The following is a 25,886-nucleotide window of genomic DNA, read 5'->3' on the forward strand; positions in this document are numbered from 1 at the left end:
CCCAGCCTATCCCGGGCTCGTCGAGCGAGGCTCAGCCCCCGAGCGCGCTCTTGATGCGCAGCAGCGCCGCCTCGAGCTCGCGCCGCACGGTCGCCGCGCGCTCCGCCGTCATGCGCTCGCCCCGGTCGGCGCGCACCGCCGCCCGCACCTGCTGGCGGAACTCGCCGAGCGCGAGGTCGACGTCGTGCACCGCGATGCGCGACGCGGCCCGCTCGGCCGGGTGCGACGCATCCGCCGGCTCGTCGCGCTCCGGCTGCGGCGCGCTCCACGGGTTCGCCGCGCGCTCCTCGGGCGCGTCGGGCGCCGCGGGCACGTGCGGCGCCTCGGGCGCGGGCGGCGCCTCGGGCACGGGGGCGGATGCGTCGGGCCCGGATGCGTCGCGCCCGGGCGCACTCGGTCGCGATCCGTGCGCGGCGCTCCGCGCGTCGCGCTCGGCCGCCGCGAGGTCGGCGCGGAGGGCCTGCATCGCGCTCCGCACGCCCGCCCGGACGTCGGAGGCCATCCGCCGCACCGAGTCGGTGATCTCGCTCTCGAGGTCGCGCAGCTCGGCCTCGCGCGCGTCGAGCTCGGCGCGGCCCGCGTCGGTGATCGAGTAGGTGGTCTTGCGGCCATCGACCGCCTTCGTCAGCAGCCCCTCCTCCTCGAGCTTCGAGAGCCGCGGGTAGATCGTGCCGGCGGAGGGCGAGTAGGTGCCGCCGAAGCGCTGCTCGAGCGCCTGCATCAGCTCGTAGCCGTGGCGCGGCGCCTCGGCGAGGAGGCTCAGCAGGTAGAGCCGCAGCGCGCCGTGGCCGAAGACGGCGGGGCTCACGCGTCCCTCCGCACGACCGTGACGTCGCCCGAGACGGTGTTCGCCACGAAGGAGAAGAGGTTCGAGCCGTCGATCGTCTCGGTGCCACCGCGGCGCGGGAGCGAGTGGCCGGCGATCGAGCCGGCGCCCGAGACGGTGCGCGTCGTCGCCCGCACGCCCTGGCCCGCGTCGAGGCGCAGCGTCACGTCGGCCGAGACGGTGTTGACCGAGATCGAGCGCGGCGAGCCGTGCACGTCGAGCAGCACGTCGCCGCTCACGGTGTCGACGCCGATCTCGTCGAGCGCGCCGCTCGCGGTGACGTCGGCCGAGACGCCGTTGACCGAGAGCCGACCGCTGCCGCCCGACACCTCGACGTCGCCCGAGACGGTGTTGAGCTCGAGCTCGCCCTCGTGCGACTCGACCTGCAGCTGCCCCGAGACGGTGCTGAGCGTCGCGCTCGAGCGGAGGCCCGAGACGAGGGCGGATGCGCTCACCTGGCCGAGCGAGAGCGTCGCGTCGCGCGGCACGAGGATCGAGAGCTCGACCTTGGCGCGCACGCCCACGAGCGCCTTGACCGACTGCCACACGTCGTCCCAGCTCACGCGCGGGTGCGCGATCGACAGCCGGCCGTGCTCGAGCTTGACCGTGAGGTCGCGCCCCTCGACGCGGTGCACCTCGACGCGGGCGGTCGGCTCGTCGTGCGCGACGATGTCGACGCTGCCGCCGACGATGCCGACGCGCAGCGCCCGCACCTCGTCGAGGTCGATGACGCGGCTCTCGCCCTCGCGCACGACCCACTGCTCGATGATCCGGTCGGCGCCCGACGCCGACGCGCCGGATGCGCTGCGCGGCCTGGTGTCGCCGCTCTCGAACTGCTCGTCCATCTCTGGCTCCTTCGCCTGATCGAAAACGCGATATAACGCGTCGTGCGGCACACGATATATCGCGTCTGCGAACGGCGCAACCCTTGCGGGATCGCCGCCGCCCCATCGGGGCCGCTGCGCCCGAGCGGGGCAGGCGCACCGGCGCCGGTCAGGCGCAGGCGCCCCGGTCGCCGAGCATCACCGGCTCGCGCGCGGGCTCGCGTACGATGCGCGAGCGTCGCTCTCCACAGCGCGCTCGCCGAGCCACGCGGTCACTTGCCCCATGCGCCAGGGTGCGGCCGTGACCGTCGACCTCCTCAGACCGGACCCAGGCGAGCCGCAGCGGCTCCGACGAGCACCCGAGCTCCAGCGAATCCGCCGCGGTGCCTACGTCGACGCCGCCGCGTTCACGGCGCTTCCACAGCACCAGCGCCACGTCGTCCACGTGCGCGCGGTCGCGCTCTCACGCCCCGGCGCGGTCTTCGCCCGCGAGTCCGCGCTCGCCCTCGCCGACCTCCCGCACGGCCGGCCGGACGCGGTGCACACGATCGGCGACCTCGGCGCGACGGGCCGCCGCAGCGGCGTCGCGAGCACGCGGGTCGCGATCGACGACGTCGACGTGCTCGTCGAGGACGACATCGCCCGCTGCACCCCCGCCTACGCGCTCGCGCACCTCGCCCGGGTCGGTCGCCAGGGCGATGCGGTGAGCGCGCTCGACGAGGCGCTCCGGCGCGAGATCGTCACGAAGGAGGCGGTGACGGATGCGCTCGGTCGCCAGGGTCCACGCGGCCGGCGCCGCGCCGAGTGGGTGATCCGCTTCGCCGACCCGCTGTGCCAGTCGGTAGGCGAGTCGTGGAGCCGAGTCGGCATCCACCGGCTCGGAGCGCCGCCGCCGCAGCTGCAGGTGCGCATCATGACGAGGCTCGGTCCGCGCTTCCCCGACTTCCTGTGGGAGCGACCGGGGATGCGCCCGCTCGGCGGCGAGTTCGACGGCGCGTGGAAGTACGGCGTGATCGCTGAGGCGAACGGGATGCAGCCGGTCGATGCCGTGATCGCCGAGAAGCAGCGCGAGGACGCGCTGCGGGAGCACATCGACACGCTGCACTGGATGTGGGAGCAGGCGTTCCGTCCGGCGCTCCTGCGGCCGATGCTCGAGCGCGCGCACATCCCGGTGCGCTCGGTCCTGCTGCCCGGCTGGTGAGGCGACCACGCCGAGCGGGCCGGATGCGCCCGACCGGGCCTGGCGCGCCGGCCCCGGTCGGGCGCACCGGCCCCGGTTGGGCGCGAGCGGTCAGCGGCGGTAGTTCGGCGCCTCCACGACCATCTGGATGTCGTGCGGGTGCGACTCCTTGAGCCCCGCCGCGGTGATCTGCACGAAGCGGCCCTTCTCCTTGAGCTCGTCGATCGTGCGCGCACCGGTGTAGAACATCGACTGCCGCAGCCCCCCGACGAGCTGGTAGGCGACCGAGCCGAGCGGGCCGCGATAGGGCACCTGCCCCTCGATGCCCTCGGCGATGAGCTGCTCGTCGCTCGGCACATCGGCCTGGAAGTAGCGGTCGCGCGAGTAGGAGGTCTTCTTGCCGCGCGTCTGCATCGCGCCGAGCGAGCCCATCCCGCGGTACGTCTTGTACTGCTTGCCGTTCACGAGCACGAGGTCGCCGGGGCTCTCGTTCGTGCCGGCGAGGAGCGAGCCGAGCATGACCGACGAGCCGCCCGCGACGAGCGCCTTCGCGATGTCGCCCGAGTACTGCAGGCCGCCGTCGGCGATGATCGGGATGTCGGTGCCCGCGTCGTGCGCGGCGCGCGCGGCGTCGTAGATGGCCGAGACCTGCGGCACGCCGACGCCGGAGACGACGCGCGTCGTGCAGATCGAGCCCGGCCCGACGCCGACCTTGACCGCGTCGACGCCCGCCGCGATGAGCGCCGCCGCGCCCTCGTAGGTCGCGACGTTGCCGCCGATGACGTCGATGTCGTCGAAGCGGCGGTCGCCCTTGAGCTTCGCGACCATGTCGAGCACGCCCTGGCTCTCGCCGTTCGCGGTGTCGACGACGATGACGTCGACGCCCGCCTCCGCGAGCGCCTCGGCGCGCTCGAACGCGTCGCCGAAGAAGCCGATCGCGGCGCCGACGCGGAGCCGGCCCTGCGAATCCTTCGTCGCGTTCGGGTACTGCTCGATCTTGTCGAAGTCCTTGACGGTGATGAGCCCGCCGAGGCGGCCCTCGTCGTCGACGAGCGGCAGCTTCTCGAGCTTCGTCTGCTGGAAGATCTGGAACGCGTCCTCGCGCGAGATGCCGATCTTGGCGGTCTTGAGCGGCGCGGGCGTCATGATGTCGCGCACGAGCGTCGTCGCGAACTCGTCGCGCGGCACGAAGCGCATGTCGCGGTTCGTCACGATGCCGACGAGCACGCCGGCCTCGTCGACGACGGGGAGCCCCGACACCTTGAACTCGCCGCAGACGCGATCGACCTCCTCGATCGTGGCGTCCGGATGCGTCGTCACGGGATCCGTGATCATCCCCGACTCCGAGCGCTTCACGCGGTCGACCATCGCCGCCTGCTCGGCGATCGCGAGGTTGCGGTGGATGATGCCGATGCCGCCCTGGCGCGCCATGGCGATCGCCATGCGGTCCTCGGTCACGGTGTCCATCGCGCTCGAGACGAGCGGGATGCCGAGCCGGATGCGTCGCGAGAGCCGAGTGCCGGTGTCGGCCTCGCTCGGGATCACGTCCGTCCGCCCCGGCAGCAGCATGACGTCGTCGTAGGTGAGGCCGATCGGCCCGAACGGATTGCGCATCTCCATCGCTCTCATCGTATCGATTCGGTTACGGTCCAGCGGCATCTCGGCGAAGTTGCCCCGAGGAGCGCCTCAAGTGGACGAGGAGCGGCGCGGCCGCCGCTACTGTGACACCACCGATGTAACGGGCATCCCGCGATCCGCATTCCTGCTGGACTCGTCGCCCCACAGCATGGAGGACATGTGAAGACGTCCAGCAGACCGCAACGGCGCGGGCTGCGGCGAGTGATCGCCGTGGCCTTGGCCGTCATGGGCATGGTGGCTGGTGGTGCGACCGCGGTCGCCGCCGCGCCGCTCCCCGAGACCGAGCAGGCAGCTCCCTACAACTTCAACGGCATCATCCGCGACGGGCAGACGCCCGTCGAGGGCGTCGAGATCACCGTCACCGGCAACGGCGTCGATGAGACCGTCGCCACGGGCGCCGACGGACGCTGGCTCATCGGCGTCCCGTCGACCGGCACCTACACGGTGTCGATCGACACGTCGACGCTGCCCGAGGGGCTGACCCTGCGGGACCCCAGCTTCGAGAGCCGGGAGTTCGAGGTCGGCGGCTCGACCGCGGTCGGCGTGCTGTTCCCCTTCGGCCCCGCGACGGGCGGTGGCGGCTCCGGGAGCGACCCCGGCACGGGCAGCAGCGGCGCCCCGAGCGGCAGCGAGGCACCCGCCCCCGGCGGCGAGGGCACGCCCGGCGGCTCCTCCGACACGGGTGCGAGCTCGAACGACTTCGGCTCGCAGCTGCTCGCGCGCGTCATCTCGGGCCTGAGCTTCGGCCTCCTGCTCGCGCTCGCGGCGATCGGCATCACGCTCATCTTCGGCACCACGGGCGTCAACAACTTCGCCCACGGCGAGCTGCTCACCTTCGGCGGCATCGTCTTCTACGCCACCACGACGCTCGTCAACTGGCCCGCGTGGATCGCGGTGATCGTCACGCTCGTCGCATCGGCGGCGTTCGGCTGGGCGCACGACTGGGGCATCTTCAAGCCGCTGCGCCGCCGGCGCGTGGGCCTCGTGCAGGTGCTCATCGTCACGATCGGCCTCTCGATCGCGCTGCGCTACTTCTACCAGTTCCTCATCGGCGGCGGCACCGAGGGCCTCTCGGTCGACCGCGGTGCGGTGCTGCAGATCGGCCCGGTGCTCATGCGCACGTCGGGCGTCGTGAGCGCGCTCATCGCGATCGTCGTGCTCGTCGCCGTCGGCCTGTTCCTCACCCGCACGCGCATCGGCAAGGCGACGCGAGCCGTGAGCGACAACGCGGGCCTCGCGGCTGCGTCGGGCATCGACGTCGACCGGGTCATCCGCATCGTCTGGGTGCTCGCCGGCCTCCTCACCGGTGGCGCGGGCATCCTCTACACCTACTTCATCGGCGCCAACATCAAGTGGGACGTCGGCTTCACGATCCTGCTGCTGCTCTTCGCGGCCGTGACCCTCGGCGGGCTCGGCAGCGCGTTCGGCGCGCTCGTGGGCGCCATCATCATCGGCCTCGTGACCGAGATCTCGACGCTCTTCATCGCACCCGACCTGCGCTACGCGATCGCGCTGCTCGTGCTCATCCTGGTGCTGCTGTTCCGACCGCAGGGCATCCTCGGTCGACGGGAAAGGATCGGCTGACATGGACTTCCTCTCCATCATCAACTCCGCCGCCAGCGAGATCCTCTCGCCCACCACCGCCGCCTTCGCGCTCGCGACGATCGGCCTCAACATCCACTTCGGCTACTCCGGCCTGCTGAACTTCGGCCAGGCGGGCTTCATGGCGATCGGCGCCTACGCGTTCGCGATCTTCACGATGATGGTCGACCCGACTGCGACGCTCGGCTGGCCGGTGTGGCTGTCGTTCATCGCGGCGGTGCTCGTCGCGATCGTCGCCGCGGTGGTCTTCGCGCTCATCCTCGGCATCCCGACGCTGCGCCTGCGCGGCGACTACCTCGCGATCGTGACGATCGCGGCGGCCGAGATCATCCGCTTCTCCGTCCGCACGCAGGACCTCACGGCCATCACCGGCGGCTCGCAGGGCTTGCGCGGCGCGGACTACAAGGGCGACTTCGACGCGATGAACCCGCTCACCGGCACGACCTACGGGTTCGGCCCGTGGACGGCGACCGCATACGACACGTGGGTGCGCATCGTCGCGTGGTCGCTCGTGATCGTCGCGCTCGTGCTCGTGTGGCTCCTCATGCGCAGCCCGTGGGGCCGCGTCATCAAGGGCATCCGCGAGGACGAGGATGCGGTGCGCTCGCTCGGCAAGAACGTCTACGGCTACAAGATGCAGGCGCTCGTGCTCGGCGGCGTGCTCGGCGCGGTCGCCGGCGTGATGTTCGTGCTGCCGCGCGCCGTGCAGCCCGACAACTTCGCCACCACGATGACGTTCTACATCTGGACCGCGCTGCTGCTCGGCGGCGCCGCGACGGTCTTCGGGCCGCTGCTCGGCTCGGTCCTGTTCTGGGTGCTGCTCTCGTTCACGGGCGGCGTCATCAACCTGCTCCACGGCATGGGAATCTTCGGCGACATGTCGGGCTCGCAGGCTGGGCAGATCCGGTTCGTGCTCATCGGCATCGCACTGATGGTCCTGGTGATCTTCAGACCACAGGGCATCCTCGGCAACAAGAAGGAGCTGTCGTTCAATGTCTGACACGACCACGCCTCCCACCACGCACCCGCTCGTCGACGGAGAGGTCGGCCCGGGCTGCAAGAAGGTCGACCCGATCGTCGTCGCCGACGGCGTCGTGCGGCAGTTCGGCGGCCTCACCGCCGTCGACGTCGCGCACGTCGAGATCCCCCGCGGCATGATCACGGCGCTCATCGGCCCAAACGGTGCGGGGAAGACGACGTTCTTCAACCTGCTCACCGGCTTCGACCGGCCCAACAAGGGCTCGTGGTCGTTCGAGGGCCAGTCGCTCGCGCACGTGCCGAGCCACAAGGTGGCCCGGCGCGGCATGGTGCGCACGTTCCAGCTCACGAAGTCGCTCGGCCGCCTGACCGTGCTCCAGAACATGCTGCTCGGCGCGCGCGACCAGCGCGGCGAGGGCATCTTCGCGGCGCTGCTCAAGCCGCTGTGGGCCAAGCAGGAGCAGGCGAACACCGAGCGCGCCGATGCGCTCCTCGCCCGCTTCAAGCTCGACGCGAAGCGCGAGGACTACGCGGCGTCGCTCTCGGGCGGGCAGCGCAAGCTGCTCGAGATGGCGCGCGCGCTCATGAGCGAGCCGAGCCTCGTCATGCTCGACGAGCCGATGGCCGGCGTCAACCCGGCGCTCACGCAGTCGCTGCTCGACCACGTCAAGGGACTCAAGGCCGAGGGCATGACCGTGCTCTTCGTCGAGCACGACATGCACATGGTGCGCCACATCTCCGACTGGGTGATCGTGATGGCCGAGGGCAAGGTCGTCGCCGAGGGCCCGCCCGAGACGATCATGCAGAACCAGGCCGTCGTCGACGCCTACCTCGGCGCGCACCACGACACCGACCTGGGCACCCTGACGAACCAGCAGGTCGCCCAGATCCACGAGGACGCCGAGGAGGAGGTGCCGACCGACCCCGACGCATCCGACGACTCGGAGGCGACCGGCACCGGCGGGGCGACGCGGGTCGCGACCGCCGACGACGAGGAGGGCCAGCGATGACCACGACCGGAGCGACGACCACCCCGGTGCTCGAGACCAAGGAGCTGGTGGCCGGCTACCTGCCGGGCGTCAACATCCTCAACGGCTGCTCGATCGTGGCCAACCAGGGCGACCTCATCGGCATCATCGGACCGAACGGCGCCGGCAAGTCGACGCTGCTCAAGGCCGTCTTCGGCCAGGTGAACATCCGCGAGGGGTCGGTGCTGCTGAACGGCGACGACATCACCGGGCTCAAGGCCGACAAGCTCGTGAGCAAGGGCGTCGGCATGGTGCCGCAGAACAACAACGTGTTCCCCTCGCTCACGATCGAGGAGAACCTCGAGATGGGGCTCTTCCAGGAGCCGAAGATGTTCAAGGAGCGCTTCGAGTTCGTCGGCGCGCTCTTCCCGGAGCTCGTGAAGCGGCGCAAGCAGCGCGCGGGCAGCCTCTCGGGCGGTGAGCGCCAGATGGTCGCGATGGGCCGCGCGCTCATGATGGACCCCGCGGTGCTGCTGCTCGACGAGCCGAGCGCCGGCCTGAGCCCCGTGCGCCAGGACGAGACGTTCCTGCGGGTCGCCGAGATCAACAGCCACGGGGTCACGATCGTGATGGTGGAGCAGAACGCGCGGCGCTGCCTGCAGATCGCGCACCGCGCCTACGTGCTCGACCAGGGCAAGGACGCCTACACGGGCACCGGTCGCGAGATGCTGAACGACCCGAAGGTCATCCAGCTCTACCTCGGCACGCTCGCGACCGACGTCGAGGAGAAGGCGCGCACGTCGTCGACCGCGACGGTCGAGCCGACGCCCGAGGTCGCCACGACGACCGCTCCCCCGGTGGTCACGGAGGACCCGAAGGCGCCCTGACCCGGGATGCGACGAGGGCCCCGCTGCGCGAGCTGCGGGGCCCTCGTCGTCGCCGCGGGGCCGGCGTCAGCCCGAGCGCGCCGCGAGCAGGGGCAGCCCGGGCCCGGCGAGCTCCGGCAGGAGCGCCGCGCGGCCGGTCATCGCCATGATCAGCGCGAGCGCGCTGCCGCGCACGGCGTCGCCCTCCCCGATCGCCACGTCGACGTCGGTCGCCTCGAGGCGCAGGCCGCGCACGCGCCGCTTGGCGACGACCACGAGATCGGTGCCCGCGTAGTAGCGCAGGACCGCCGCGAGCACCTCCGGCGGATGCGCTCGCGCGATGCCGAGGGGACGCCGGATGTCCTCGCCGTGCACGACGACCTCGTCGAGCAGCGCCAGGCGCGGCAGCGGGGGCGAGACGCGGCTGCCGATCGTCGCGCGGAAGCGCGCGAGCGTGACGGCGGGCGTCTCGCCCAGCTGCTCCCGCAGCCGGTCGTCGACCTGCCGGTCGAAGTCGAACCGAGCGCGCAGCACGCCGACGAGCCATCGCGCGCGCGAGACCGCGCCGCTGACCGTCAGGTGCGCGAGCACCTCGCGCACCGAGAGCCCCGCGCAGAGCGACGGCGTCGACCAGCGCGCGTCGTCCAGGCCGGCGAGGTCGTCGGCGAGCGCCTGCCGCTCCGCGTCGATCCATGCCCACGCGCCGTCCTCCGCCATGGCAGCATCCTCGCGCATGCGCTCGAGGACCGCACGGCCCCTGCGAGCACGAAGAGGGCCCCGCCGCAGCGGGGCCCTCTCGGTGCGCGTCAGGTCACTCGTTGAGCGAGCCGAACTCCGCGTTCAGGAAGGTGTACTGGTTGTCGGCACCGTACTGGTAGATGCCGATGTACGCCTCGGTCGGGTCGCCGTTCTCGTCGAACTCGATCGGGCCCGAGGGGCCGTTGTAGTCGATGTCCTCGCCGTCGGCGATCAGCTGCAGGCACTCCGCCACGTCGGTGCACTCCGTGCCGCCCGTCGAGACCGACTGCAGGTTGTCGCGGATCGTCTCCGCGTCGGCGCTGCCGCCCTGCGCAGCCGCGAGGGCCGCGAGGATGACCGCGTCGTACGACTCCGGGCCGTACGAGAAGTCCTGCAGGTTCGGGTCCTGCTCGAGCAGGCGGTCGCGGAACGACTCGTCGGCGGGGTTGCCGGGGAGCGTGCCCTTCGCGCCGTCGAGCGTGCCCTCGGGGAAGTTGTAGTCGTTCGACAGGTTGCCGTCGACGAAGTACATGCCCGAGGCCGGGAAGCCCTGCGTCACGAGCTCCGGCACGATCTGCGCCGTCTCAGCGAAGGCGATGATGGCGATCGCGTCGGGCTGGCCCGCCATGATCTCCTGCACCTGCGTGGTGAAGTTCGTGTCGCCCGGGTTGTAGAGGACGCTGCCCGTCACGGTGCCGCCGGCGGCCTCGACCGCCGCAGCCGCGTTCTCCTGCAGACCGGTGCCGTACGGGTCGTTGATCGTGATGAAGCCGACGCTCGCCGCGCCATCGCCCGTCATGAGGTTGCCGAGCACGCGGCCCTGCAGCACGTCGGAGGGGGCGGTGCGCCAGTAGAACCCGTCGTCGGGGTAGTCCGAGAAGTCGGGCGAGGTGTTCGCCGGCGAGATCTGCACGACGCCCGCGTCGATGAGCTGGTCGATGAACGTGAACGAGACACCGGACGACGCCGCGCCCACGACGATGTCCGCGCCGGCCGAGATCAGCTCGCCCGCCGAGGCGGTCGCGATGTCGGTCGTCGTGTCGCCCGAGTCGCGGTGCTGCACGTCGACGGTGAACTCGAAGCCGGCGGCCTCGAGGTCGGCTGCCGCGAGGTCGACGCCCGCGAACTCGGGCGGGCCGAGGAAGGCGAGGTTGCCCGTCTGGGGCAGGATCGTGCCGACCACGAACTCCGTGTCGACCTCGCCGTTGCCCTCGGGTCCGGCCGAGCCCGACGGCGTGGCGGCGCCGCCGCCCCCGCCGGAACATGCGGCGAGCAGCAGCACGCCGGCGGTCGCGGCGCCGAGCGCCGCGAAGCGCCGGGGCTTGGGCCCCTTGGTGCGAAGGAAGGACTGCATTGTGCTCCTCAATTGCGTGGGACGCGCTAGCGCGCGCGTTTGCACCACAGTAAGCGAGCATCGCGCCGATTTCCGCGCGATCGCGTTACGTCCTGGTAACGGTCTTGGCGCTCGCGACCTCGCTTGCGCCGGGGCACGGCGACTCCTCGGCCGCCGCTGAGCGGCGATCAGGCTGCTGGCGGTAAGGGGCGTGGGCGGCGGAAGCGGCCGACCACGAGGTCGACCGAGACGAGCACGAGCGAGAGCCAGACGAGCGCGAAGCCGATCCAGCGCTCGAGCGGCATCGGCTCGAGCATGACGAAGGCGCCGAAGAGGAAGGAGATGATCGGCGCGAGGTACTGCGTGAAGGCGAGCGCGGTGAGCGAGATGCGGCGCGCCGCGGCGGAGAAGGCGAGCAGCGGCAGGGCCGTCACGAGGCCGAGGCCGACGGTCGCCCAGATGCCGGGCGCGCCCGCGGCACCGACCGTCACCCCGTTGATGCTCACCGCGATGCCGAGCATGATGAGGGACGCGGGGATCACGGCCGTGGTCTCGATCGTGAAGCCCGTGAGCGCATCCACCGATCCCCCGACGCGCTTCTTGATGAGGCCGTAGACGCCGAACGAGAGCGCGACCGCGAGCCCGAACCACGGCACCTCGCCGTAGCCGACGACCATGACGAGCACGCCGATCGCGCCGAGGCCGACGGCGACCCACTGCGCGGGCCGCAGGCGCTCGCCGAGGAACAGCACCGCGAGCACGACCGAGACGAGCGGGTTGAGGAAGTAGCCGAGGCTCGTCTCGAGCACGCGATCCGAGAGCACGGCGACGATGAACGCGGTCCAGTTGACGAGCACCGCGTGGCCCGCGAGCACGAGCGTCCACGTGTCGCGCCGGTTGCGGAGGGTCGCGCGCATCCGCGCCCAGCCGCGCGTCATCGCGACGAGGCCGAAGCCGACCACGACGGAGGCGAGCACCCGCCAGCCGATGAGCTCGAAGCCGTCGATGCCCTTGGTGAGCTGCAGGTAGACGGGCACGACGCCCCAGAAGGCGTAGGCGAAGACGGCGTACCAGACGCCGGTGGTGCGCTGCTCGGGCATCGTCCCCCTCGATCACGAAGGGCGGCGCCCCCGGAGGGGCGCCGCCGCTGTCGTCAGTGCTGGTGGCTCAGCGCTCGACGATCGCGAGCACGTCGCGAGCCGAGAGCACGAGGTACTCGTCGGCGCCGAACTTGACCTCGGTGCCGCCGTACTTCGAGTAGAGCACCTTGTCGCCGACGGTCACGTCGATCGGCACGCGGTTGCCGTTGTCGTCGACGCGGCCGGGGCCGACCGCGACGACCTCGCCCTCCTGGGGCTTCTCCTTGGCGGTGTCAGGGATGACGAGACCGCTTGCAGTGGTCGTCTCTGCCTCGACCTGCTTGATGACGATGCGGTCCTCGAGCGGCTTGATGGAAACCGACACGGTTGCCTCTTTCTTGTCAGACTCTGGGGCGCGCCCGGTCATGCCGGGCGCCGCTCCAAGACTAGGCCGAGAGTTGGCACTCGGTCAACATGAGTGCCAACCGCCCGGGACCCGCGGGCAGTGCGTGGTGTTGGATGAGAGCGATGGACGCCGATGCGCTGCGACTCCTGCTGTCGAAGGAGGGCCTCGCGCTGCTCGACCGCGCGGAGGCGGGCCTGGGCGGCGCCGCCGACGTCGTGCGGGAGGTCGCGAGGCTGCGCGCCGAGGGGCACGACCCGCTGCTGGTCGCGACCGTGCTGAGCCAGGCGCGGCTGCGGCGCCGGGGGCGCGCGAAGTTCGGCGAGTTCGCGCAGGGCATGCTCTTCACCGAGGCCGGTCTCGAGCAGGCGACGCGGCTGCGCGTCGCCGCGCACCACGCGGGCCGGATGCGCTCGGCCGGCATCGTCTCGGTGGCCGACCTCGGGTGCGGGATCGGTGCCGACGCGCTCGCGTTCGCGACGCTCGGGCTCGAGGTGACCGCGGTCGAGCGCGACGAGGCGACGGCGGCGATCGCGGCCTTCAACCTCGCCCCGTGGCACGCGACCGTCGTGCACGGTGACGCCCTCGAGACGGCGACGGACGCCGAGGCGCTCTGGTTCGACCCCGCGCGGCGCGACGGCGCCAGCCGGCTGCGCGACCCCGCCGACTGGTCGCCCTCGCTCGACCGCGTCTTCGAGCGCGCCGCCGCGCAGCCCGCGGGCGTCAAGCTCGCGCCGGGCATCGATCGCACCCTGCTGCCGCCGGACGCCGAGCACCAGTGGGTCACCGACGGCCTCGAGACCGTGGAGGCCGTCGTGTGGACGGGCGCCCTGGCCCGTCCCGCCGCGCCGCGCAGCGCCCTCGTGCTCGGCAACGGCGCAGCGGAGGAGCTCGTCGGTGCGCCGACGCATCCGGAGCCCGGGGAGCTCGGCGAGTGGCTCTTCGAGCCGGCGGGCTCGGTCATCCGCGCCGAGCTCATCGGCACGCTCGCCGAGCGGCTCGGCGCGCGGAGCGTGAGCGAGGGCATCGCCTACCTCACGGGCGACGCGCTCGTCGAGACGCCGCTCGCGCAGGCGTTCCGCGTGCGCGAGGTGCTGCCGCTCGACGAGCGGAGGATCGCGCAGCGGCTCCGGCAGCTCGGCATCGGCGAGCTCGAGATCAAGAAGCGCGGCGCCGATGTCGACCCCGCCGCGCTGCGGAAGCGGCTCAAGCTCAAGGGCGACGAGCGGGCGACGCTCGTCGCGACGCGCGTCGGCGGCCGGCATCGCGCGATCCTCGCCGACCGAGCGTGAGCTCAGCCCAGGAGCATCCCCGGCAGCACCGGCAGCCACTCGACCGCGGTCACGATCGCGAGGATGAGCGCGAGCACCGAGCCGACCGATCCCGCGGCGACCGCGACGTACGGCCACGGGCTGTCGTCGGGGCGCCGGCGGAGGGCGAAGAGCCCGCACACGGTGCCGGCGGCGGCGATCGGGAGCCCGGCCCCGCTCATGAACGCGAGAGCGAGGCCGAGTCCCGAGAGGATGAGCGCGACCCACGTGAGGTCGCTCAGTCGGCGCGCGCCGCGCGCCGACCGGGGCCGAGCCGGCTCGATCAACCGCCCATGATCGAGTAGTACTCGATCCACTGCGCGAGGCGGATGGCGTTCACGACGCCGACGATGATCGAGATCACGGCCGCGACGGCGCCGACGATGCCCGCGACGAGCGGCCACGGCTTGCCCTCCGGGTTCTTGCGGATCGCGACGAAGCCGAGGATCGCGCCCACGAGCGCAGGCAGGAAGCCGAGCCCGAAGACGAACGAGAGCAGCAGGCCGAGGCCCGAGAGCACGAGCGCCCAGACGGTGATGCCCTTGAGCTTCTTCTCACCGGGCGCGGCGTAGGCGGCGGGCGCATAGCCGCCGGCGGCCGCGTCGCCGTAGGCGGGCGCCTGGCCGTAGCCGGCCGAGTCGGCGCCGTACGCGGGCTGCTGGCCGTAGGCGGGCTGCTGGCCGTAGGCGGGCTGCTGGCCGTACGCCGGCGCGCTGCCGTAGGGCTGCTGCTGGCCGTAGCCGGCCTGCTCGCCGTAGGCGGGCGCCTGCTCGCCGTAGGCGGGCGCGGGCTGCCCGTAGGCCGGCTGCGACTGCTGGCCGTAGCCGGGCTGCTCGCCGTAGGGCTGCTGCCCGTAGCCCGATGCGGGAGCCGACTGGCCGTACGCCGCGTCGCCCTGCGTGGCCTGCTGGTCGAAGGCCGGCTGCGAGAAGGGCTGCCCCTGGTCGCCGAACGGCTGCTGCTGCCCGTACGCGGGCGACTGGCCGAAGCCCGACTCCTGCTGGCCGTACGCCGGGGCGTCGGGCTGCGGGTCGTAGGCCGGCTGCTGGCCGAAGTCCGCGGTGGGCTGCTCACCGGCCTGGGGCTCGGCGCCCTCCTGGTCGGGTCGACGGAATCGGTCGTCGGCCTGCGAGAACTGGTCGGTCACGGGGCTCCTCCTTGGCACGCGCGCGGATGCGCGTGATCAACGTATCGCCTAGAGGCCGGGCTGCACCTGCTCGGCGAGCTGCACGATCATCGCGATGCCGGTGATCGTCGCCGAGAGCATCGCGACGATCGTGACGGCTCCGAGGATGATCGCCCAGATCGCGAGCAGCCGGCCGTCCTCGCCGGTGCGCTTGATGCGGCCGAGCGCGATCGCGCCCATGACCATCGCCGCGATCGAGCCGATGATCGGCAGGATCGTCGCGCCGCACACGGCCGCGATGATCGCGAGCACCGCGAGCGTGCTCGTCGTCGGTCCCGGATGCGTCGGCGCGCTCCACGCCGTCGGCTGCGGTCCCGGAGCGTGCTGGCTCGGCGCCGGAGCGCCCCATCCCTGCTGCTGCCACGCGGCCTGGCTCATGCTGCGCCTCCTCGGTCTCGGCTCCGATCCTGCCAGCCCCGGCTGTGCGGGCCGTCGGCGAGCCGCGCCGCGCCCGCACCTGCCCGGGGCACACCTGCCCGGCGCACACCTGCCCGGCTCACTCCTGCCCGGCTCACACCTGCACCGTGCTCGCGTCGAGCGTCGACTCGGCCGCGAAGCCCGGGTCGCTCGGGGCGTCGCCGCGGGCGACGAGCATCGCGCCGACCGCCGCGATCATCGCGCCGTTGTCGGTGCAGAGCTCGAGCGGCGGGATGCGCAGCTCGACGCCCTGCGCGGCCGCGCGCTCGGTGGCGACCTCGCGCAAGCGGCGGTTCGCGACGACGCCGCCGCCGAGCAGCAGCCGCGGGATGCCGAGCTCGGCGCACGCGTCGAGCGCCTTCGCGACGAGCACGTCGACGACCGCCTCGCGGAAGCTCGCCGCGACGTCGGCGATCGGGAGCTGCTCCCCCGCCGCCTCCGCGCGCTCGACGTGCCGGGCGACGGCGGTCTTGAGGCCCGAGAAGGAGAAGTCGAAGCGGTGCCGCTGCCGGTCCTTCGGCGCCGTGAGGCCGCGCGGGAAGCGGATCGCGTCGGGGTCGCCGCCGACGGCCGCGGCGTCGATCGAGGGCCCGCCGGGATAGCTGAGCCCGAGCAGGCGCGCGGTCTTGTCGAACGCCTCGCCCGCGGCGTCGTCGATCGTCTCGCCGAGCAGCTCGACGTCTCCGGCGAGGTCGCGCACGAGCAGCAGCGACGTGTGGCCGCCCGAGACGAGCAGCGCGACGGTCGGCAGCTCGAGCGGCTCGCCCGAGAGCACGTCGGCGGCGACGTGGCCGACGAGGTGGTTGACGCCGTAGAGCGGCAGCTCCCGCGCGGTCGCGAGGCCCTTCGCGGCGCCGATCCCGACCATGAGGGCGCCCGCGAGCCCCGGACCGGCGGTGACGGCGATCGCGTCGAGGTCATCGAGGGTCATGGATGCGTCGTCGAGCGCCGCGAGGATCGTCGGCTGCATCTGCTCGAGGTGCGCGCGCGCCGCGATCTCGGGCACGACGCCGCCGAAGCGCGCGTGCAGCTCCATCGACGACGCGATGCGGTTCGCGAGCAGCTCGGTGCCGCGCACGATGCCGACGCCGGTCTCGTCGCAGCTCGACTCGATCCCGAGCACGACCGGTGCGCGCCCGCTCATCGCGCCTCCCGCTTCATCACCACGGCATCCACGTCCTCCGGCTGGTAGTAGCGCGGCCGCACCCCGATCTCGCGGAAGCCGACCGACTCGTAGAGGCCGCGCGCGACGGGGTTGTCGGCGCGCACCTCGAGGAAGAGCTCCTGCACGCCGCGGCGCTCGGCCTCGGCGAGCAGCTCGGCGAGCAGCGCGCGCCCGATGCCGCGACCGCGGGCGTCGGCCGCGACCGCGATCGTCTGCACGTCGCCCTCGACGCCCACGGCGCGGAGCCCCGCGTAGCCGACGAGCCGCCCCTCGGCGTCGACCGCGGCGAGGTAGCGGCCCCACTCGCTCGCGATCTCGGCCCGCATCGTCTCGGCCTCCCACGCGCTCGGGCCGAAGGAGGCGCGCTCGAGCACCATGATCGCGTCGAGGTCGGCGGCGTCGGCGGTGCGGATGCGCACGCCCGCCTCGGGGAGGTCGGCGCTCACTGCGACACCCGCTTCGGGCCCGCTGACGGCACCGCGTCAGCCTCGCGCAGGTAGAGCGCCTCGGTCACCTCGGCGGCGCCGCGTGCGGCGGCGCGAGCGAGCAGTCCCGCGTCGATCGCCTCGGCGTCGACGCGCGGCAGCCCCGCGTGCTCGCCGGCGGGCTCGGGCACCGCGTCGGCGGGCGCGAGGTGCGGCCCGTCGACGACGGCACCGCCCGCGACGACGCTCCACGCGCGCTCGCGCCGGCGGACGTCGGTCGTGACCTGCGCGTCGCCAGTCGCCCCGCCGAGGTGGCTCGCGACGCCGAGGCAGCGCACGCCGAGCCCCATCGCCGTCGCGCGCGCGGCGGCGATGCCGACGCGCAGCCCCGTGAACGCGCCGGGCCCCATGCCTGCGACGACGAGCTCGATCCGGCTCCTGCGCCCCTCGAGCGCGCGCTCGAGCATCGGCCCGAGCCGCTCGGCGTGCCCGCGCCGGTCGTCGGAGCGCTCCTCGAAGACGAGCTCGTCGCCGTCGAGCACCGCGACCGCGGTGCCGAGCGAGGTGTCGATCGCGAGGATCATCGCGCCGCCCCCTCGAGCGCGAGCGCGCGCAGCCGCGCGGCGTCCCACGCGGGGCCGTGACCGCTCAGCCGCACGTGCCGCGGCGCATCCGCCTCGTCGTCCATCTCATCCTCTCCCGCGGCCAGCGGCCGCTCGATCTCGACCCGCAGCCACGACTCGAGCGCGTGCTCGAGCGGCGCGCCCCACTCGGCGACCGTGATGGCGCCGTCGAGGTCGAGGTCGAGGTCGTCGAGCTGCGCCTCGCTGCCCTCGTCGCCGCCGAGCCGGTAGGCGTCGACGTGCTGGAGGTCGGGACCGGCCTCGGTGCGGTGCGTGCGGGCGATCACGAAGGTCGGGCTCTGCACCGTGCCGCGCGCGCCGAGCGCCCTGCCGATGCCGCGCGTGAGGGTCGTCTTGCCGGCGCCGAGCGGCCCGATGAGCAGCACCGCGTCGCCCGCGACGAGGCGGCGCCCGATGCGCTCGCCGAGCAGCTCCATCGCGTCGGCATCGGGCACGGCCCCGGCGACCTCGACCGCGACGCGCGGGCCGACCATGCCGGTGAGCTCGGGGGCGGATGCGTGCTCGATCGCGACGGGGTCGCCGACGGCCGCGAGGCGGTCGTCGATGTCGAGCACGACCTGGTCCATCGCGACGCGCCCGCGGATGGGCTCGGCTCCGCCGCGGAGCATGACCGGCCGGCCGCTCGCCGCGCGCGTGATGCCGTCGGCGTAGCCGAGGCCGACGAGCGCGAGCGTCGTCGGCCGCGCCGTCACGTGCTCGCCGCCGTAGGAGACGCCGAGCCCCGCCTCGACGCGCTTGACGCCGACGAGCTCGCCGAGCAGCCGCCGCGGCGCGCCGTCGAGCCCGAGCTCGAGCGCGCGCCGCGGGGCGAGCGCGGGATCGGGGGCCGTGCCGTGCGCGCCGAGCGCGAGCGAGCCCATCCGCGTGACGACCTCGTACGTGATCGTGCCGGCCGCGAGCGCCCACGCGTCGGCGCTCGGCGCGCCCGTCGCGGGGTCGCCGAAGAGCACGCCCTCGCCCGTGAGCGGCGGCTCGATGCGGAGCGCGCCCGCGGCGACCGCCGCGACGCGCGCGAGCTCGTCGCCCACGCGCACCGGGGCGCCGATCGCGGGCAGCAGGCCCGCGTCGAGGCCGCCCTCCGCGACGCCGTCGCGGAACGCCGCGGTGACGCGCATCGCGGGCAGGAGCCCGAGCGCAGCCGCGCTCGCGCCGTCGCCCGCGCCGGGACCGGCGGGGTCGACGCCGTAGGCGGCCATGCCGAGCCGCACGAGGTCGAAGCGCGACTCGGGCAGCGCGAGCGCGGCGGCGGAGGCCGCGAGGTGGCGCACCTCGAGCGCGAGCGGCTCGGCGGCGGCGGCCGCCGCCGCGAAGTCGGCGACCTGCGCGAGGTCGGCCTCGCGGCTCGAGCCGGCGAGGTGCGACATGAGGCCGCGCACGCGCGCGCCGCCGCGCACGAGCTCGACCGCGCGAGCGAGGGCCGCGGCGCGGTCGCCGCGCGCGACGCCGTTGCGGCCAAGCCCGGTGTCGACCTTGAGGTGGATCGTCGCGCCGGCGTCGGCGGCCGCCTCGAGCTGCGCGATCGACGAGACCGCGACCTCGACGCCGCGCCGGGCGGCGATGCGGAAGTCCGTGCGGGGGCCGTGCAGCCACGCGAGCAGCGGCGCATCGAGCCCTGCATCGCGCAAGGCGACGGCCTCGGCGAGGTCGACGACCCCGAGCATCACGGCGCCGCCATCGAGCATCGCGCGCGCCGACGCGAGCGCGCCGTGGCCGTAGCCCTCGGCCTTCACGACGCCGAGCACCGGCACGCCGACGCGCGCCCGGAGCGCGCGCACGTTCGCCGCGATCGCCGCGGCGTCGACCTCGACGCGCATCAGTCCTCCGCGATGACGGTCGCGGTCGCGACGCCGCCGTCGTGGCTCATCGAGACGTGCACCCGCCGGGCGCCGATCGCCACGGCCCGCGTCGCAGCGGTGCCGCGCAGCTCGAGCTCCGGGTCCCCCTCGGGCGAGGGCACGACCACGAGGTCGACCCACCGCATCCCGGCGTGCGCGCCGAGCGCCTTGATCGCCGCCTCCTTCGCGGCGAAGCGGGCCGCGAGCGAGTGGAGGCCGCGCGCCTGCCCGTCGCTGCGCACGAGCTCCTCCGGCGCGAACAGCCGCGGCTTGAGCGCGGGCGTGCGCGTGACGGCGCGCTCGAAGCGGGCGACGTCGACGACGTCGACGCCGAGCCCCACGATCACGAGCCGACCCCGCTCATCCGCGCCCGTTCAGCTCCCGAGCGTCACTCGACCGTGACGGACTTCGCGAGGTTCCGCGGCTGGTCGACGTCGAGGCCCTTCGCGGTCGCGAGCTCGAGCGCGAAGATGTGCAGCGGCACGACCTGCAGCACGGGCTCGAGCATCGGCAGGGTGAGCGGCACGCGCAGCACGACGTCGGCGTACGGCAGCACCGCGGCGTCGCCGGCCTCGGCGACCACGATGACGCGAGCGCCGCGCGCCCGGATCTCCTGGATGTTCGAGACGATCTTCGAGTGCAGCAGCGGCTCGTTGCGCGGGCTCGGCACCACGACGAAGACGACCTGGCCCGGCTCGATGAGCGCGATCGGGCCGTGCTTGAGCTCGCCGCCCGCGAAGCCCTCCGCGTGGATGTAGCTGATCTCCTTGAGCTTGAGCGCGCCCTCGAGCGCGACGGGGTAGCCCACGTGGCGGCCGAGGAAGAGCACCGAGCGGCTGTCGGCCATCCAGTGCGCGAGCTCGTGCACGGCCTCCTGCTCGGCGAGCACCTGCCGCAGCTCGGCGGGCAGCTCGCGCATCTCGGCGACGACCTCGGCGATCGCCTCGTCGGCCATCGTGCCGCGCACGCGCGCGAGGTGCAGGCCGAACAGCAGCTGGCCGATCACCTGCGCGAGGAAGGCCTTCGTCGACGCGACCGCGACCTCGGGGCCGGCGTGCGTGTAGAGCACGGCCTCCGACTCGCGCGGGATCGTCGCGCCCTGCGTGTTGCAGATCGACAGCGTGCGCGCGCCTTGCGCCTTGGCGTGCTGCACGGCCATCTTCGTGTCCATCGTCTCGCCGGACTGCGAGATCGAGATGACGAGCGTGCGCTCGTCGAGCACCGGGTCGCGGTAGCGGAACTCGTGCGCGAGGTCGACCTCGACGGGCACGCGCGCCCAGGTCTCGATCGCGTACTTGCCGACGAGGCCCGAGTAGTTCGCGGTGCCGCACGCGACGATCACGATGCGGTCGATCGAGCGCAGCGCCTCGTCGTCGAGCGCGCCGAGGTCGAGCTCGACGTGCGAGTCGGCGAGGCGGCCGCGCATCGTGTTCTCGACGGCCTCGGGGCCCTCCGAGATCTCCTTCGCCATGAAGGAGTTCCAGCCGCCCTTCTCGGCGGCCGACGCATCCCAGCTCACCTCGAAGCGCTTCGGCTCGACGGCGTTGCCGTCGAAGTCGGTGACGGATGCGCTGTCGCGCGTGATCGTCACGATCTGGTCGTTGTCGAGTGCGGCGGCGTTCGGCGTGAACTTCACGAACGCGCTCACGTCGCTGCCGAGGAAGTGCTCCCCCTCGCCGTAGCCGACGAGCAGCGGCGAGTTGTGGGAGGCGCCGACGACGACGCCGGGCTGCTCGGCGTGCATCGCGAGCAGCGTGAACTGGCCGTGCAGCCGCCCCACGACCTGCCGCATCGCCGCGGTCAGGTCGCCGGTCTCGCGGTAGGCGCGGCCGAGCAGCTTCGCGGCGGCCTCGGTGTCGGTCTCGCTCGCGAAGGTTTCACCTGCCGCCTCGAGCTCGGCGCGGAGCTCGGCGAAGTTCTCGATGATGCCGTTGTGGATGAGCGAGAGCCGGCCGTCGTCGCCGACGTGCGGGTGCGCGTTCTCGTCGGTCGGGCCGCCGTGCGTCGCCCAGCGCGTGTGGCCGATGCCGGTCGCCGAGGCGGGCAGCGGCGCGTCCTCGAGGCTCGCGCGCAGCACGGCGAGCTTGCCGCCCTTCTTGCGCAGCGCGATGTGGTCGCCGTCGATGACGGACACCCCGGCGCTGTCGTAGCCGCGGTACTCGAGCCGCGACAGCCCTTCGAGCAGCACGTCGACCGTGCCGCGCTCACCCGTGTATCCGACGATTCCACACATGGGGTCGATCCTACCGGCGGTAGAGTCGCGCTCGATGTCGCACCCGATCAGCTCGCCGTTCGTCGAGATCGACCGCGCCGATTGGGCGAGGCTCGCGCCCCACGTGCCCGACCCGCTCACCGAGGCCGAGGTGCGGCGCATCCGCGGCACCGGCGACCGGCTCGAGCTGCGCGAGGTGGCGGAGGTCTACCTGCCGCTGTCGAAGCTCATCAGCCTCTACCGCGACTCGGCCGCCCGCCTGCACCGCGAGACGACCGAGTTCCTGGGCGCCCCGACGCGTCCGACCCCCTTCGTGCTCGGCGTCGCCGGCTCCGTCGCGGTCGGCAAGTCGACGACCGCGCGCTTGCTCAAGGAGCTGCTCGGCCGCTGGCAGGGCGAGCTGCGCGTCGACCTCGTGACGACCGACGGCTTCCTGCACCCCAACCGCGTGCTCGAGCAGCGCGGCATCATGGGCCGCAAGGGCTTCCCCGAGTCGTACGACCGGCGCGCGCTGCTGCAGTTCGTGACGCGCGTGAAGTCGGGCGAGGCCGAGGTGCGGGCGCCCGTCTACTCGCACCTCTCGTACGACATCGTGCCGGGCGAGGAGATCGTCGTGCGGCGCCCCGACATCCTCATCGTCGAGGGGCTCAACGTGCTGCAGCCGCCGCCGACGGGCTCGCACCTCGCGGTCTCCGACCTGTTCGACTTCTCGGTCTACGTGGATGCGCGCACGCGCGCGATCCGGGAGTGGTACATCGAGCGCTTCTTCACCCTCAAGGCGACCGCGTTCCAGGACCCGCAGTCGTACTTCCACCGCTTCGCCGACATGACGGATGCGCAGGCGCGCGCGTACTCGTCGGACATCTGGGACTCGATCAACGGCCCGAACCTCGTCGAGCACATCCTGCCGACCCGCTCGCGCGCCGACCTCGTGCTGCGGAAGGACGACGACCACACGATCCGGAGCGTCCTGCTCCGCAAGGTGTAGCCCCGCCCCCGCTGGTCGAGTAGCCGCCGAAGGCGGCGCATCGAGACCCGGCTCCGCCGAGCTGACCGCTCACGCGCCGACCTGACCGCTCACCCGCGGCAGTGACCCGCGCAAGTGACCACTCACCCGCGCAAGTGACCACTCACCCGCGGGAGGCGCCACTCACACGCGGAAGGCGCCACTCACACGCGGGAGGCGCCGCTCAAGTGCGGGAGGCGCCACTCAGATGCGGGCTACGGGGCCGGGACGCCCTCGACGACGTTCGGCGATCGCGCGGCGCGCGTGCGCGGGCTCTGCCCGAGCCGCACGAGCACGACGCCCGCGATGATCGCGGCGGCGCCGAGCAGCTGCGGCGGGGTCGGCAGGATCCACAGCAGCAGCGCGGTCCAGGCGATCGCGAACATCGTCTCGGAGTAGCCGACGAAGCTCGCGAGCGTCGCGCCGAGCCGGCGTCCGCCGAGGATGCCGAGCACGTAGGCGGCGGCGGTCGAGACGAGCACGACGAGCGCGACCGCGACCCACATCGGCACGGTCGAGCCCGCGAGCACGACCGGCTCAGCGGTCGCCTCGAACGGCAGCAGCCCCGAGAGCGACGCGGCGCCGAGCACGACCGCGCCGACGACCATGCCGAGGCCCGCGAGCGCGATCGGGTGCAGCTCCGAGTCGGGCTTCGACGCGACGACCCAGTAGGCGGCGTTGCCGATCGCGGAGCCGAGCGCGAGGAGCACGCCGATCGGGTGCAGCGCCTCGCCGCCGACCCCCGAGATGAGGGCGAGGCCGACGAGCGCGACGCCCGCGCCCGCGAGCGTGAGCCACGCCGGCGCGCGGCGCGTGACGGCCCACGTGGCGAAGACGAGGAGCACGGGCCCGAGGAACTCGATGAGCAGGGCGAGCGAGGGCTGGATGTAGGCGACGGCGCTGAAGAACGCGAGCTGGCACAGCGCGATCGCGAGCACGCCGAGCACGAGCACTTCCTTCCACGACCGGGCCACCGCATCCCACCGACCGCGCAGCAGCCACAGCGTCGGGCCGAGCAGCACGAGCGCGCCGCCGCTGATGCGCACGGTCGTGACCGCCCCGGAGGACCATCCCGCGTCGAGGAGTGAGGAGGCGAGGATGCCGGAGATGCCGAACGACGCGGCGCTCGCGAGCGCGAAGGCGAGGCCGATCGATCGACGAGCGTGCATCGGCGGGGCCCCTGTCTCGATAGCATCGTGCTCACGACGGCACGGTGTCACGACCGTCGGGCCTGACAGTCGCGATCCTAACCGAGGTCAACCAGTGTCGCTGCCGTATCCGAAGGAGCTCGTGCAAGTGCTCGAGTTCGCCGCCGACCTGTGCAATCGGCGACGCGATGCAGAGCTCCAGACCGCCGTGAGCCTGCGGCAGACGTGCGCCTCCTGGGGCTTCCCCGGCGCGAGCGGCGCGACGCGCGCCGACCTCGAGGCGACGTGGGGCCGGATCGAGGCGATCGAGCGCATGTGGGACGCGGACCGCGACACCGTCGCGTCGATGGTGAACCGCATCTTCGAGGAGACCGGAGCGAGCCCGCGGCTCGTGCGGCACGACGCCTTCGACTGGCACCTGCACGGGCTGCCGCACGGCGCATCGCTCGCCGACACGATCGCGGTCGACGCCGCGATGGCGCTCGGCGACCTCGTGCGCCTCGACGACCTCGAGCGCTGCCGGCGCTGCGCCGACGTGCGCTGCGAGCGGATGTTCCTCGACCTCTCGCGCAACCGATCGCGCCGGTTCTGCTCGACGCGATGCCAGTCCCGCACGAACGTCGCCGCCTTCCGCGCACGCGCGCTCGAGGGGTAGCCGTCGGACGACCTCCCAGGTTGCCGGGAGGATGCTGTCGCGCATGGCAACGACCACGACCGCGGAGCCTGCGGGTCACTCGACGAAGCTGAAGCGCGGCATCACGACGCTGCTGCTGTTCTTCTTCATCGTCGGCGACACGCTCGGCGCAGGCATCTACACGCTCGTCGGCACGATGGCGGCCGACGTCGGCGGCGTGCTGTGGGTGCCGCTCGTCCTCGCGCTCGTGCTCGCACTGCTGACGGCCGGCACGTACGCCGAGCTCATCACGAAGTACCCGCACGCGGGCGGCGCCGCCCGCTACGCGGAGCGCGCCTTCGACAAGCCGTACGTGACGTTCCTCATCGGCTTCCTCATGCTCGCGGCGGGCATCACGACCGCCGCGGCGCTCGCCAACGCGTTCGCGGGCGACTACCTGCAGGCGCTCGTGCCCGACATCCCGACGATCCCGGTCGCGATCGGCTTCATCGCGCTGCTCGTGCTCGTCAACCTGCGGGGCGTGCGGGAGTCGCTCATCGCGAACGTGGGTGCGACCGTCGTCGAGATGACGGGGCTCATCATCATCATCGTCGTCGCGGCGATCGTCTTCGGCTCCGGCGGCGGCGAGCCTGCGCGCCTCACGACCTTCGCCGAGGGCGTGCCGCCGCTCTCCGGCGCCTTCGCGGCCACGATCACGGCGTTCTTCTCGTTCCTCGGCTTCGAGGCCGCCGCCAACATGGCGGAGGAGGTGAAGGACCCGAGCCGCTCGTACCCGCGTGCGCTCTTCGGGGCGATCATCACGGCCGGCGTCGTCTACCTGCTCATCGCGCTCGGCGCCGCGGTCGTCGTGCCGCTCGACCAGCTCGCGACCTCGGAGGGTCCGCTGCTCGAGGTGATCGAGGCCTCCGGGCTCGCCTTCCCGTCGTGGCTCTTCGCCCTCATCGCCCTCGTCGCGATCGGCAACGGCGCGCTGCTCTTCCTCGTCATGGCCTCGCGCGCGACGTACGGCCTCGCCGAGGCGAAGCTGCTGCCGCGGGCGTTCGGCGCCGTGCTGGCGAAGCGTCGCACCCCGTGGGTGTCGATCCTCGTCGTGGGCGCCGTGACGATGGCGATGTCGCTCATCGGCGACGTCGGCACGCTCGCCGACACGACGGTGCTGCTGCTCGTGCTCGTCTTCATCTCGGCGAACATCTCGGTGCTCGTGCTCAAGAAGGACACGGTCGCGCACAAGCACTTCACGACCCCGCGCATCGTCTCTGTGCTCGCGCTCATCGCGTCCGTCGCCCTGCTGACGCAGCAGAGCCTGCAGACGTGGCTCATCGCGGGAGGCTACGTCGTGGTCGGCACGATCCTGTTCCTCGTCGCCCGCGCCGCCCGCCGGCGCGAGCACCGGCAGGGCACGGCGGAGCCGACGCGCGAGCTGCGGCTCGAGCGGCCGATCGTGCGCGACGACGACTGACGCGCTGCGG

At 72.9% G+C, this 25,886-nt stretch carries 26 protein-coding genes; 9 read left to right on the forward strand and 17 right to left on the reverse strand.

From position 1 onward, the window contains the following. Window positions 1–31: 31 nt before the first annotated feature. Window positions 32–808 carry a PadR family transcriptional regulator gene (locus JQT67_RS13750; RefSeq protein ID WP_208063877.1) on the reverse strand — a complete coding sequence of 259 codons (777 nt, stop codon included), beginning with the start codon at window positions 806–808 and terminating at the stop codon, window positions 32–34. Continuing rightward, entirely contained in the window at window positions 805–1,671 is an 867-nt protein-coding gene (locus JQT67_RS05715; RefSeq protein WP_208063878.1) for a DUF4097 family beta strand repeat-containing protein, read from the reverse strand. The genes JQT67_RS13750 and JQT67_RS05715 overlap by 4 nt, the downstream gene beginning before the upstream one ends. A gap of 280 nt (window positions 1,672–1,951) precedes the next feature. On the opposite strand from JQT67_RS05715, the gene JQT67_RS05720 reads away from it, so the two are divergent. Continuing rightward, window positions 1,952–2,851 carry a hypothetical protein gene (locus tag JQT67_RS05720; RefSeq protein WP_208063879.1) on the forward strand — a complete coding sequence of 300 codons (900 nt, stop codon included), beginning with the start codon at window positions 1,952–1,954 and terminating at the stop codon, window positions 2,849–2,851. A 90-nt stretch (window positions 2,852–2,941) separates the two neighbouring features. On the opposite strand, the gene guaB is transcribed toward JQT67_RS05720, so the two are convergent. Further along, the gene (gene guaB / locus JQT67_RS05725; RefSeq protein WP_208063880.1) at window positions 2,942–4,450 is read right to left on the reverse strand and encodes an IMP dehydrogenase; all 1,509 of its coding nucleotides are present in this window, start codon (window positions 4,448–4,450) and stop codon (window positions 2,942–2,944) included. A gap of 243 nt (window positions 4,451–4,693) precedes the next feature. On the opposite strand from guaB, the gene JQT67_RS05730 reads away from it, so the two are divergent. The 4 genes from JQT67_RS05730 to JQT67_RS05745 are packed head-to-tail and all read left to right on the forward strand — an operon-like array spanning window position 4,694 to window position 8,903. Next, entirely contained in the window at window positions 4,694–6,052 is a 1,359-nt protein-coding gene (locus JQT67_RS05730) for a branched-chain amino acid ABC transporter permease (RefSeq protein ID WP_208063881.1), read from the forward strand. A gap of 1 nt (window position 6,053) precedes the next feature. Next, window positions 6,054–7,070 (forward strand): branched-chain amino acid ABC transporter permease, encoded by a 1,017-nt coding sequence (locus JQT67_RS05735; RefSeq protein WP_208063882.1) that lies wholly within the window; start codon window positions 6,054–6,056, stop codon window positions 7,068–7,070. Further along, a complete protein-coding gene (locus JQT67_RS05740; protein WP_208063883.1) occupies window positions 7,063–8,058 on the forward strand; it encodes an ABC transporter ATP-binding protein in 996 nt (331 codons plus the stop codon). Before JQT67_RS05735 ends, JQT67_RS05740 begins: the two co-directional genes overlap by 8 nt. Next, window positions 8,055–8,903, forward strand: coding sequence for an ABC transporter ATP-binding protein (locus JQT67_RS05745; protein ID WP_208063884.1), 849 nt, complete (start codon window positions 8,055–8,057; stop codon window positions 8,901–8,903). Before JQT67_RS05740 ends, JQT67_RS05745 begins: the two co-directional genes overlap by 4 nt. 66 nt (window positions 8,904–8,969) lie before the next feature. Here JQT67_RS05745 and JQT67_RS05750 read toward each other — a convergent pair whose 3' ends face one another. The 4 genes from JQT67_RS05750 to groES all read right to left on the reverse strand — a co-directional run bounded on the left by JQT67_RS05750 (window position 8,970) and on the right by groES (window position 12,417). Continuing rightward, the gene (locus JQT67_RS05750) at window positions 8,970–9,599 is read right to left on the reverse strand and encodes a maleylpyruvate isomerase family mycothiol-dependent enzyme (RefSeq protein ID WP_208063885.1); all 630 of its coding nucleotides are present in this window, start codon (window positions 9,597–9,599) and stop codon (window positions 8,970–8,972) included. 94 nt (window positions 9,600–9,693) lie between these two features. Continuing rightward, entirely contained in the window at window positions 9,694–10,974 is a 1,281-nt protein-coding gene (locus tag JQT67_RS05755; protein ID WP_208063886.1) for an ABC transporter substrate-binding protein, read from the reverse strand. 167 nt (window positions 10,975–11,141) lie between these two features. After that, on the reverse strand, window positions 11,142–12,053 hold the full coding sequence (gene rarD, locus JQT67_RS05760) for an EamA family transporter RarD (RefSeq protein WP_208063887.1): 912 nt from the start codon (window positions 12,051–12,053) through the stop codon (window positions 11,142–11,144). A gap of 67 nt (window positions 12,054–12,120) precedes the next feature. Next, a complete protein-coding gene (groES, locus tag JQT67_RS05765; protein WP_208063888.1) occupies window positions 12,121–12,417 on the reverse strand; it encodes a co-chaperone GroES in 297 nt (98 codons plus the stop codon). 143 nt (window positions 12,418–12,560) lie between these two features. On the opposite strand from groES, the gene JQT67_RS05770 reads away from it, so the two are divergent. Next, a complete protein-coding gene (locus JQT67_RS05770) occupies window positions 12,561–13,727 on the forward strand; it encodes a class I SAM-dependent methyltransferase (protein WP_208063889.1) in 1,167 nt (388 codons plus the stop codon). A gap of 2 nt (window positions 13,728–13,729) precedes the next feature. Here JQT67_RS05770 and JQT67_RS05775 read toward each other — a convergent pair whose 3' ends face one another. The 9 genes from JQT67_RS05775 to glmS all read right to left on the reverse strand — a co-directional run bounded on the left by JQT67_RS05775 (window position 13,730) and on the right by glmS (window position 21,650). After that, window positions 13,730–14,032 (reverse strand): hypothetical protein, encoded by a 303-nt coding sequence (locus JQT67_RS05775; protein ID WP_208063890.1) that lies wholly within the window; start codon window positions 14,030–14,032, stop codon window positions 13,730–13,732. Then, the gene (locus JQT67_RS05780; RefSeq protein ID WP_208063891.1) at window positions 14,029–14,892 is read right to left on the reverse strand and encodes a hypothetical protein; all 864 of its coding nucleotides are present in this window, start codon (window positions 14,890–14,892) and stop codon (window positions 14,029–14,031) included. The genes JQT67_RS05775 and JQT67_RS05780 overlap by 4 nt, the downstream gene beginning before the upstream one ends. Window positions 14,893–14,940: 48 nt before the next feature. Beyond that, the gene (locus tag JQT67_RS05785) at window positions 14,941–15,309 is read right to left on the reverse strand and encodes a DUF4190 domain-containing protein (RefSeq protein WP_208063892.1); all 369 of its coding nucleotides are present in this window, start codon (window positions 15,307–15,309) and stop codon (window positions 14,941–14,943) included. A 133-nt stretch (window positions 15,310–15,442) separates the two neighbouring features. Beyond that, window positions 15,443–16,492 (reverse strand): tRNA (adenosine(37)-N6)-threonylcarbamoyltransferase complex transferase subunit TsaD, encoded by a 1,050-nt coding sequence (gene tsaD / locus JQT67_RS05790; protein ID WP_208063893.1) that lies wholly within the window; start codon window positions 16,490–16,492, stop codon window positions 15,443–15,445. Further along, window positions 16,489–16,959: a ribosomal protein S18-alanine N-acetyltransferase gene (gene rimI / locus JQT67_RS05795; protein WP_307864234.1), complete on the reverse strand. Its 471-nt coding sequence runs from the start codon at window positions 16,957–16,959 to the stop codon at window positions 16,489–16,491. The genes tsaD and rimI overlap by 4 nt, the downstream gene beginning before the upstream one ends. Next, window positions 16,956–17,522 (reverse strand): tRNA (adenosine(37)-N6)-threonylcarbamoyltransferase complex dimerization subunit type 1 TsaB, encoded by a 567-nt coding sequence (tsaB, locus tag JQT67_RS05800; protein WP_208063894.1) that lies wholly within the window; start codon window positions 17,520–17,522, stop codon window positions 16,956–16,958. Before tsaB ends, rimI begins: the two co-directional genes overlap by 4 nt. After that, complete coding sequence (tsaE, locus tag JQT67_RS05805; RefSeq protein WP_208063895.1) at window positions 17,519–19,396, reverse strand: tRNA (adenosine(37)-N6)-threonylcarbamoyltransferase complex ATPase subunit type 1 TsaE; 1,878 nt, start codon at window positions 19,394–19,396, stop codon at window positions 17,519–17,521. The genes tsaB and tsaE overlap by 4 nt, the downstream gene beginning before the upstream one ends. Then, on the reverse strand, window positions 19,396–19,758 hold the full coding sequence (locus tag JQT67_RS05810) for a holo-ACP synthase (protein ID WP_307864235.1): 363 nt from the start codon (window positions 19,756–19,758) through the stop codon (window positions 19,396–19,398). The genes tsaE and JQT67_RS05810 overlap by 1 nt, the downstream gene beginning before the upstream one ends. Before the next feature lie 47 nt (window positions 19,759–19,805). After that, a complete protein-coding gene (gene glmS, locus JQT67_RS05815) occupies window positions 19,806–21,650 on the reverse strand; it encodes a glutamine--fructose-6-phosphate transaminase (isomerizing) (RefSeq protein WP_208063897.1) in 1,845 nt (614 codons plus the stop codon). 34 nt (window positions 21,651–21,684) lie between these two features. On the opposite strand from glmS, the gene coaA reads away from it, so the two are divergent. Further along, window positions 21,685–22,617 (forward strand): type I pantothenate kinase, encoded by a 933-nt coding sequence (gene coaA / locus JQT67_RS05820; protein WP_243755663.1) that lies wholly within the window; start codon window positions 21,685–21,687, stop codon window positions 22,615–22,617. A 233-nt stretch (window positions 22,618–22,850) separates the two neighbouring features. Here coaA and JQT67_RS05825 read toward each other — a convergent pair whose 3' ends face one another. Further along, window positions 22,851–23,804, reverse strand: coding sequence for a DMT family transporter (locus tag JQT67_RS05825; protein WP_208063899.1), 954 nt, complete (start codon window positions 23,802–23,804; stop codon window positions 22,851–22,853). A gap of 94 nt (window positions 23,805–23,898) precedes the next feature. On the opposite strand from JQT67_RS05825, the gene JQT67_RS13445 reads away from it, so the two are divergent. Together JQT67_RS13445 and JQT67_RS05835 are read left to right on the forward strand one after the other, a co-directional pair. Beyond that, window positions 23,899–24,438, forward strand: a complete 540-nt coding sequence (locus JQT67_RS13445) for a CGNR zinc finger domain-containing protein (RefSeq protein ID WP_021010848.1) — start codon at window positions 23,899–23,901, stop codon at window positions 24,436–24,438. Between the two features lie 43 nt (window positions 24,439–24,481). Beyond that, window positions 24,482–25,876: an APC family permease gene (locus tag JQT67_RS05835; RefSeq protein WP_208063900.1), complete on the forward strand. Its 1,395-nt coding sequence runs from the start codon at window positions 24,482–24,484 to the stop codon at window positions 25,874–25,876. The last annotated feature ends 10 nt before the right edge of the window (window positions 25,877–25,886 follow it).

The sequence above is a fragment of the Agrococcus sp. TF02-05 genome (assembly GCF_017565345.1).
Lineage (GTDB): Bacteria > Actinomycetota > Actinomycetes > Actinomycetales > Microbacteriaceae > Agrococcus > Agrococcus pavilionensis.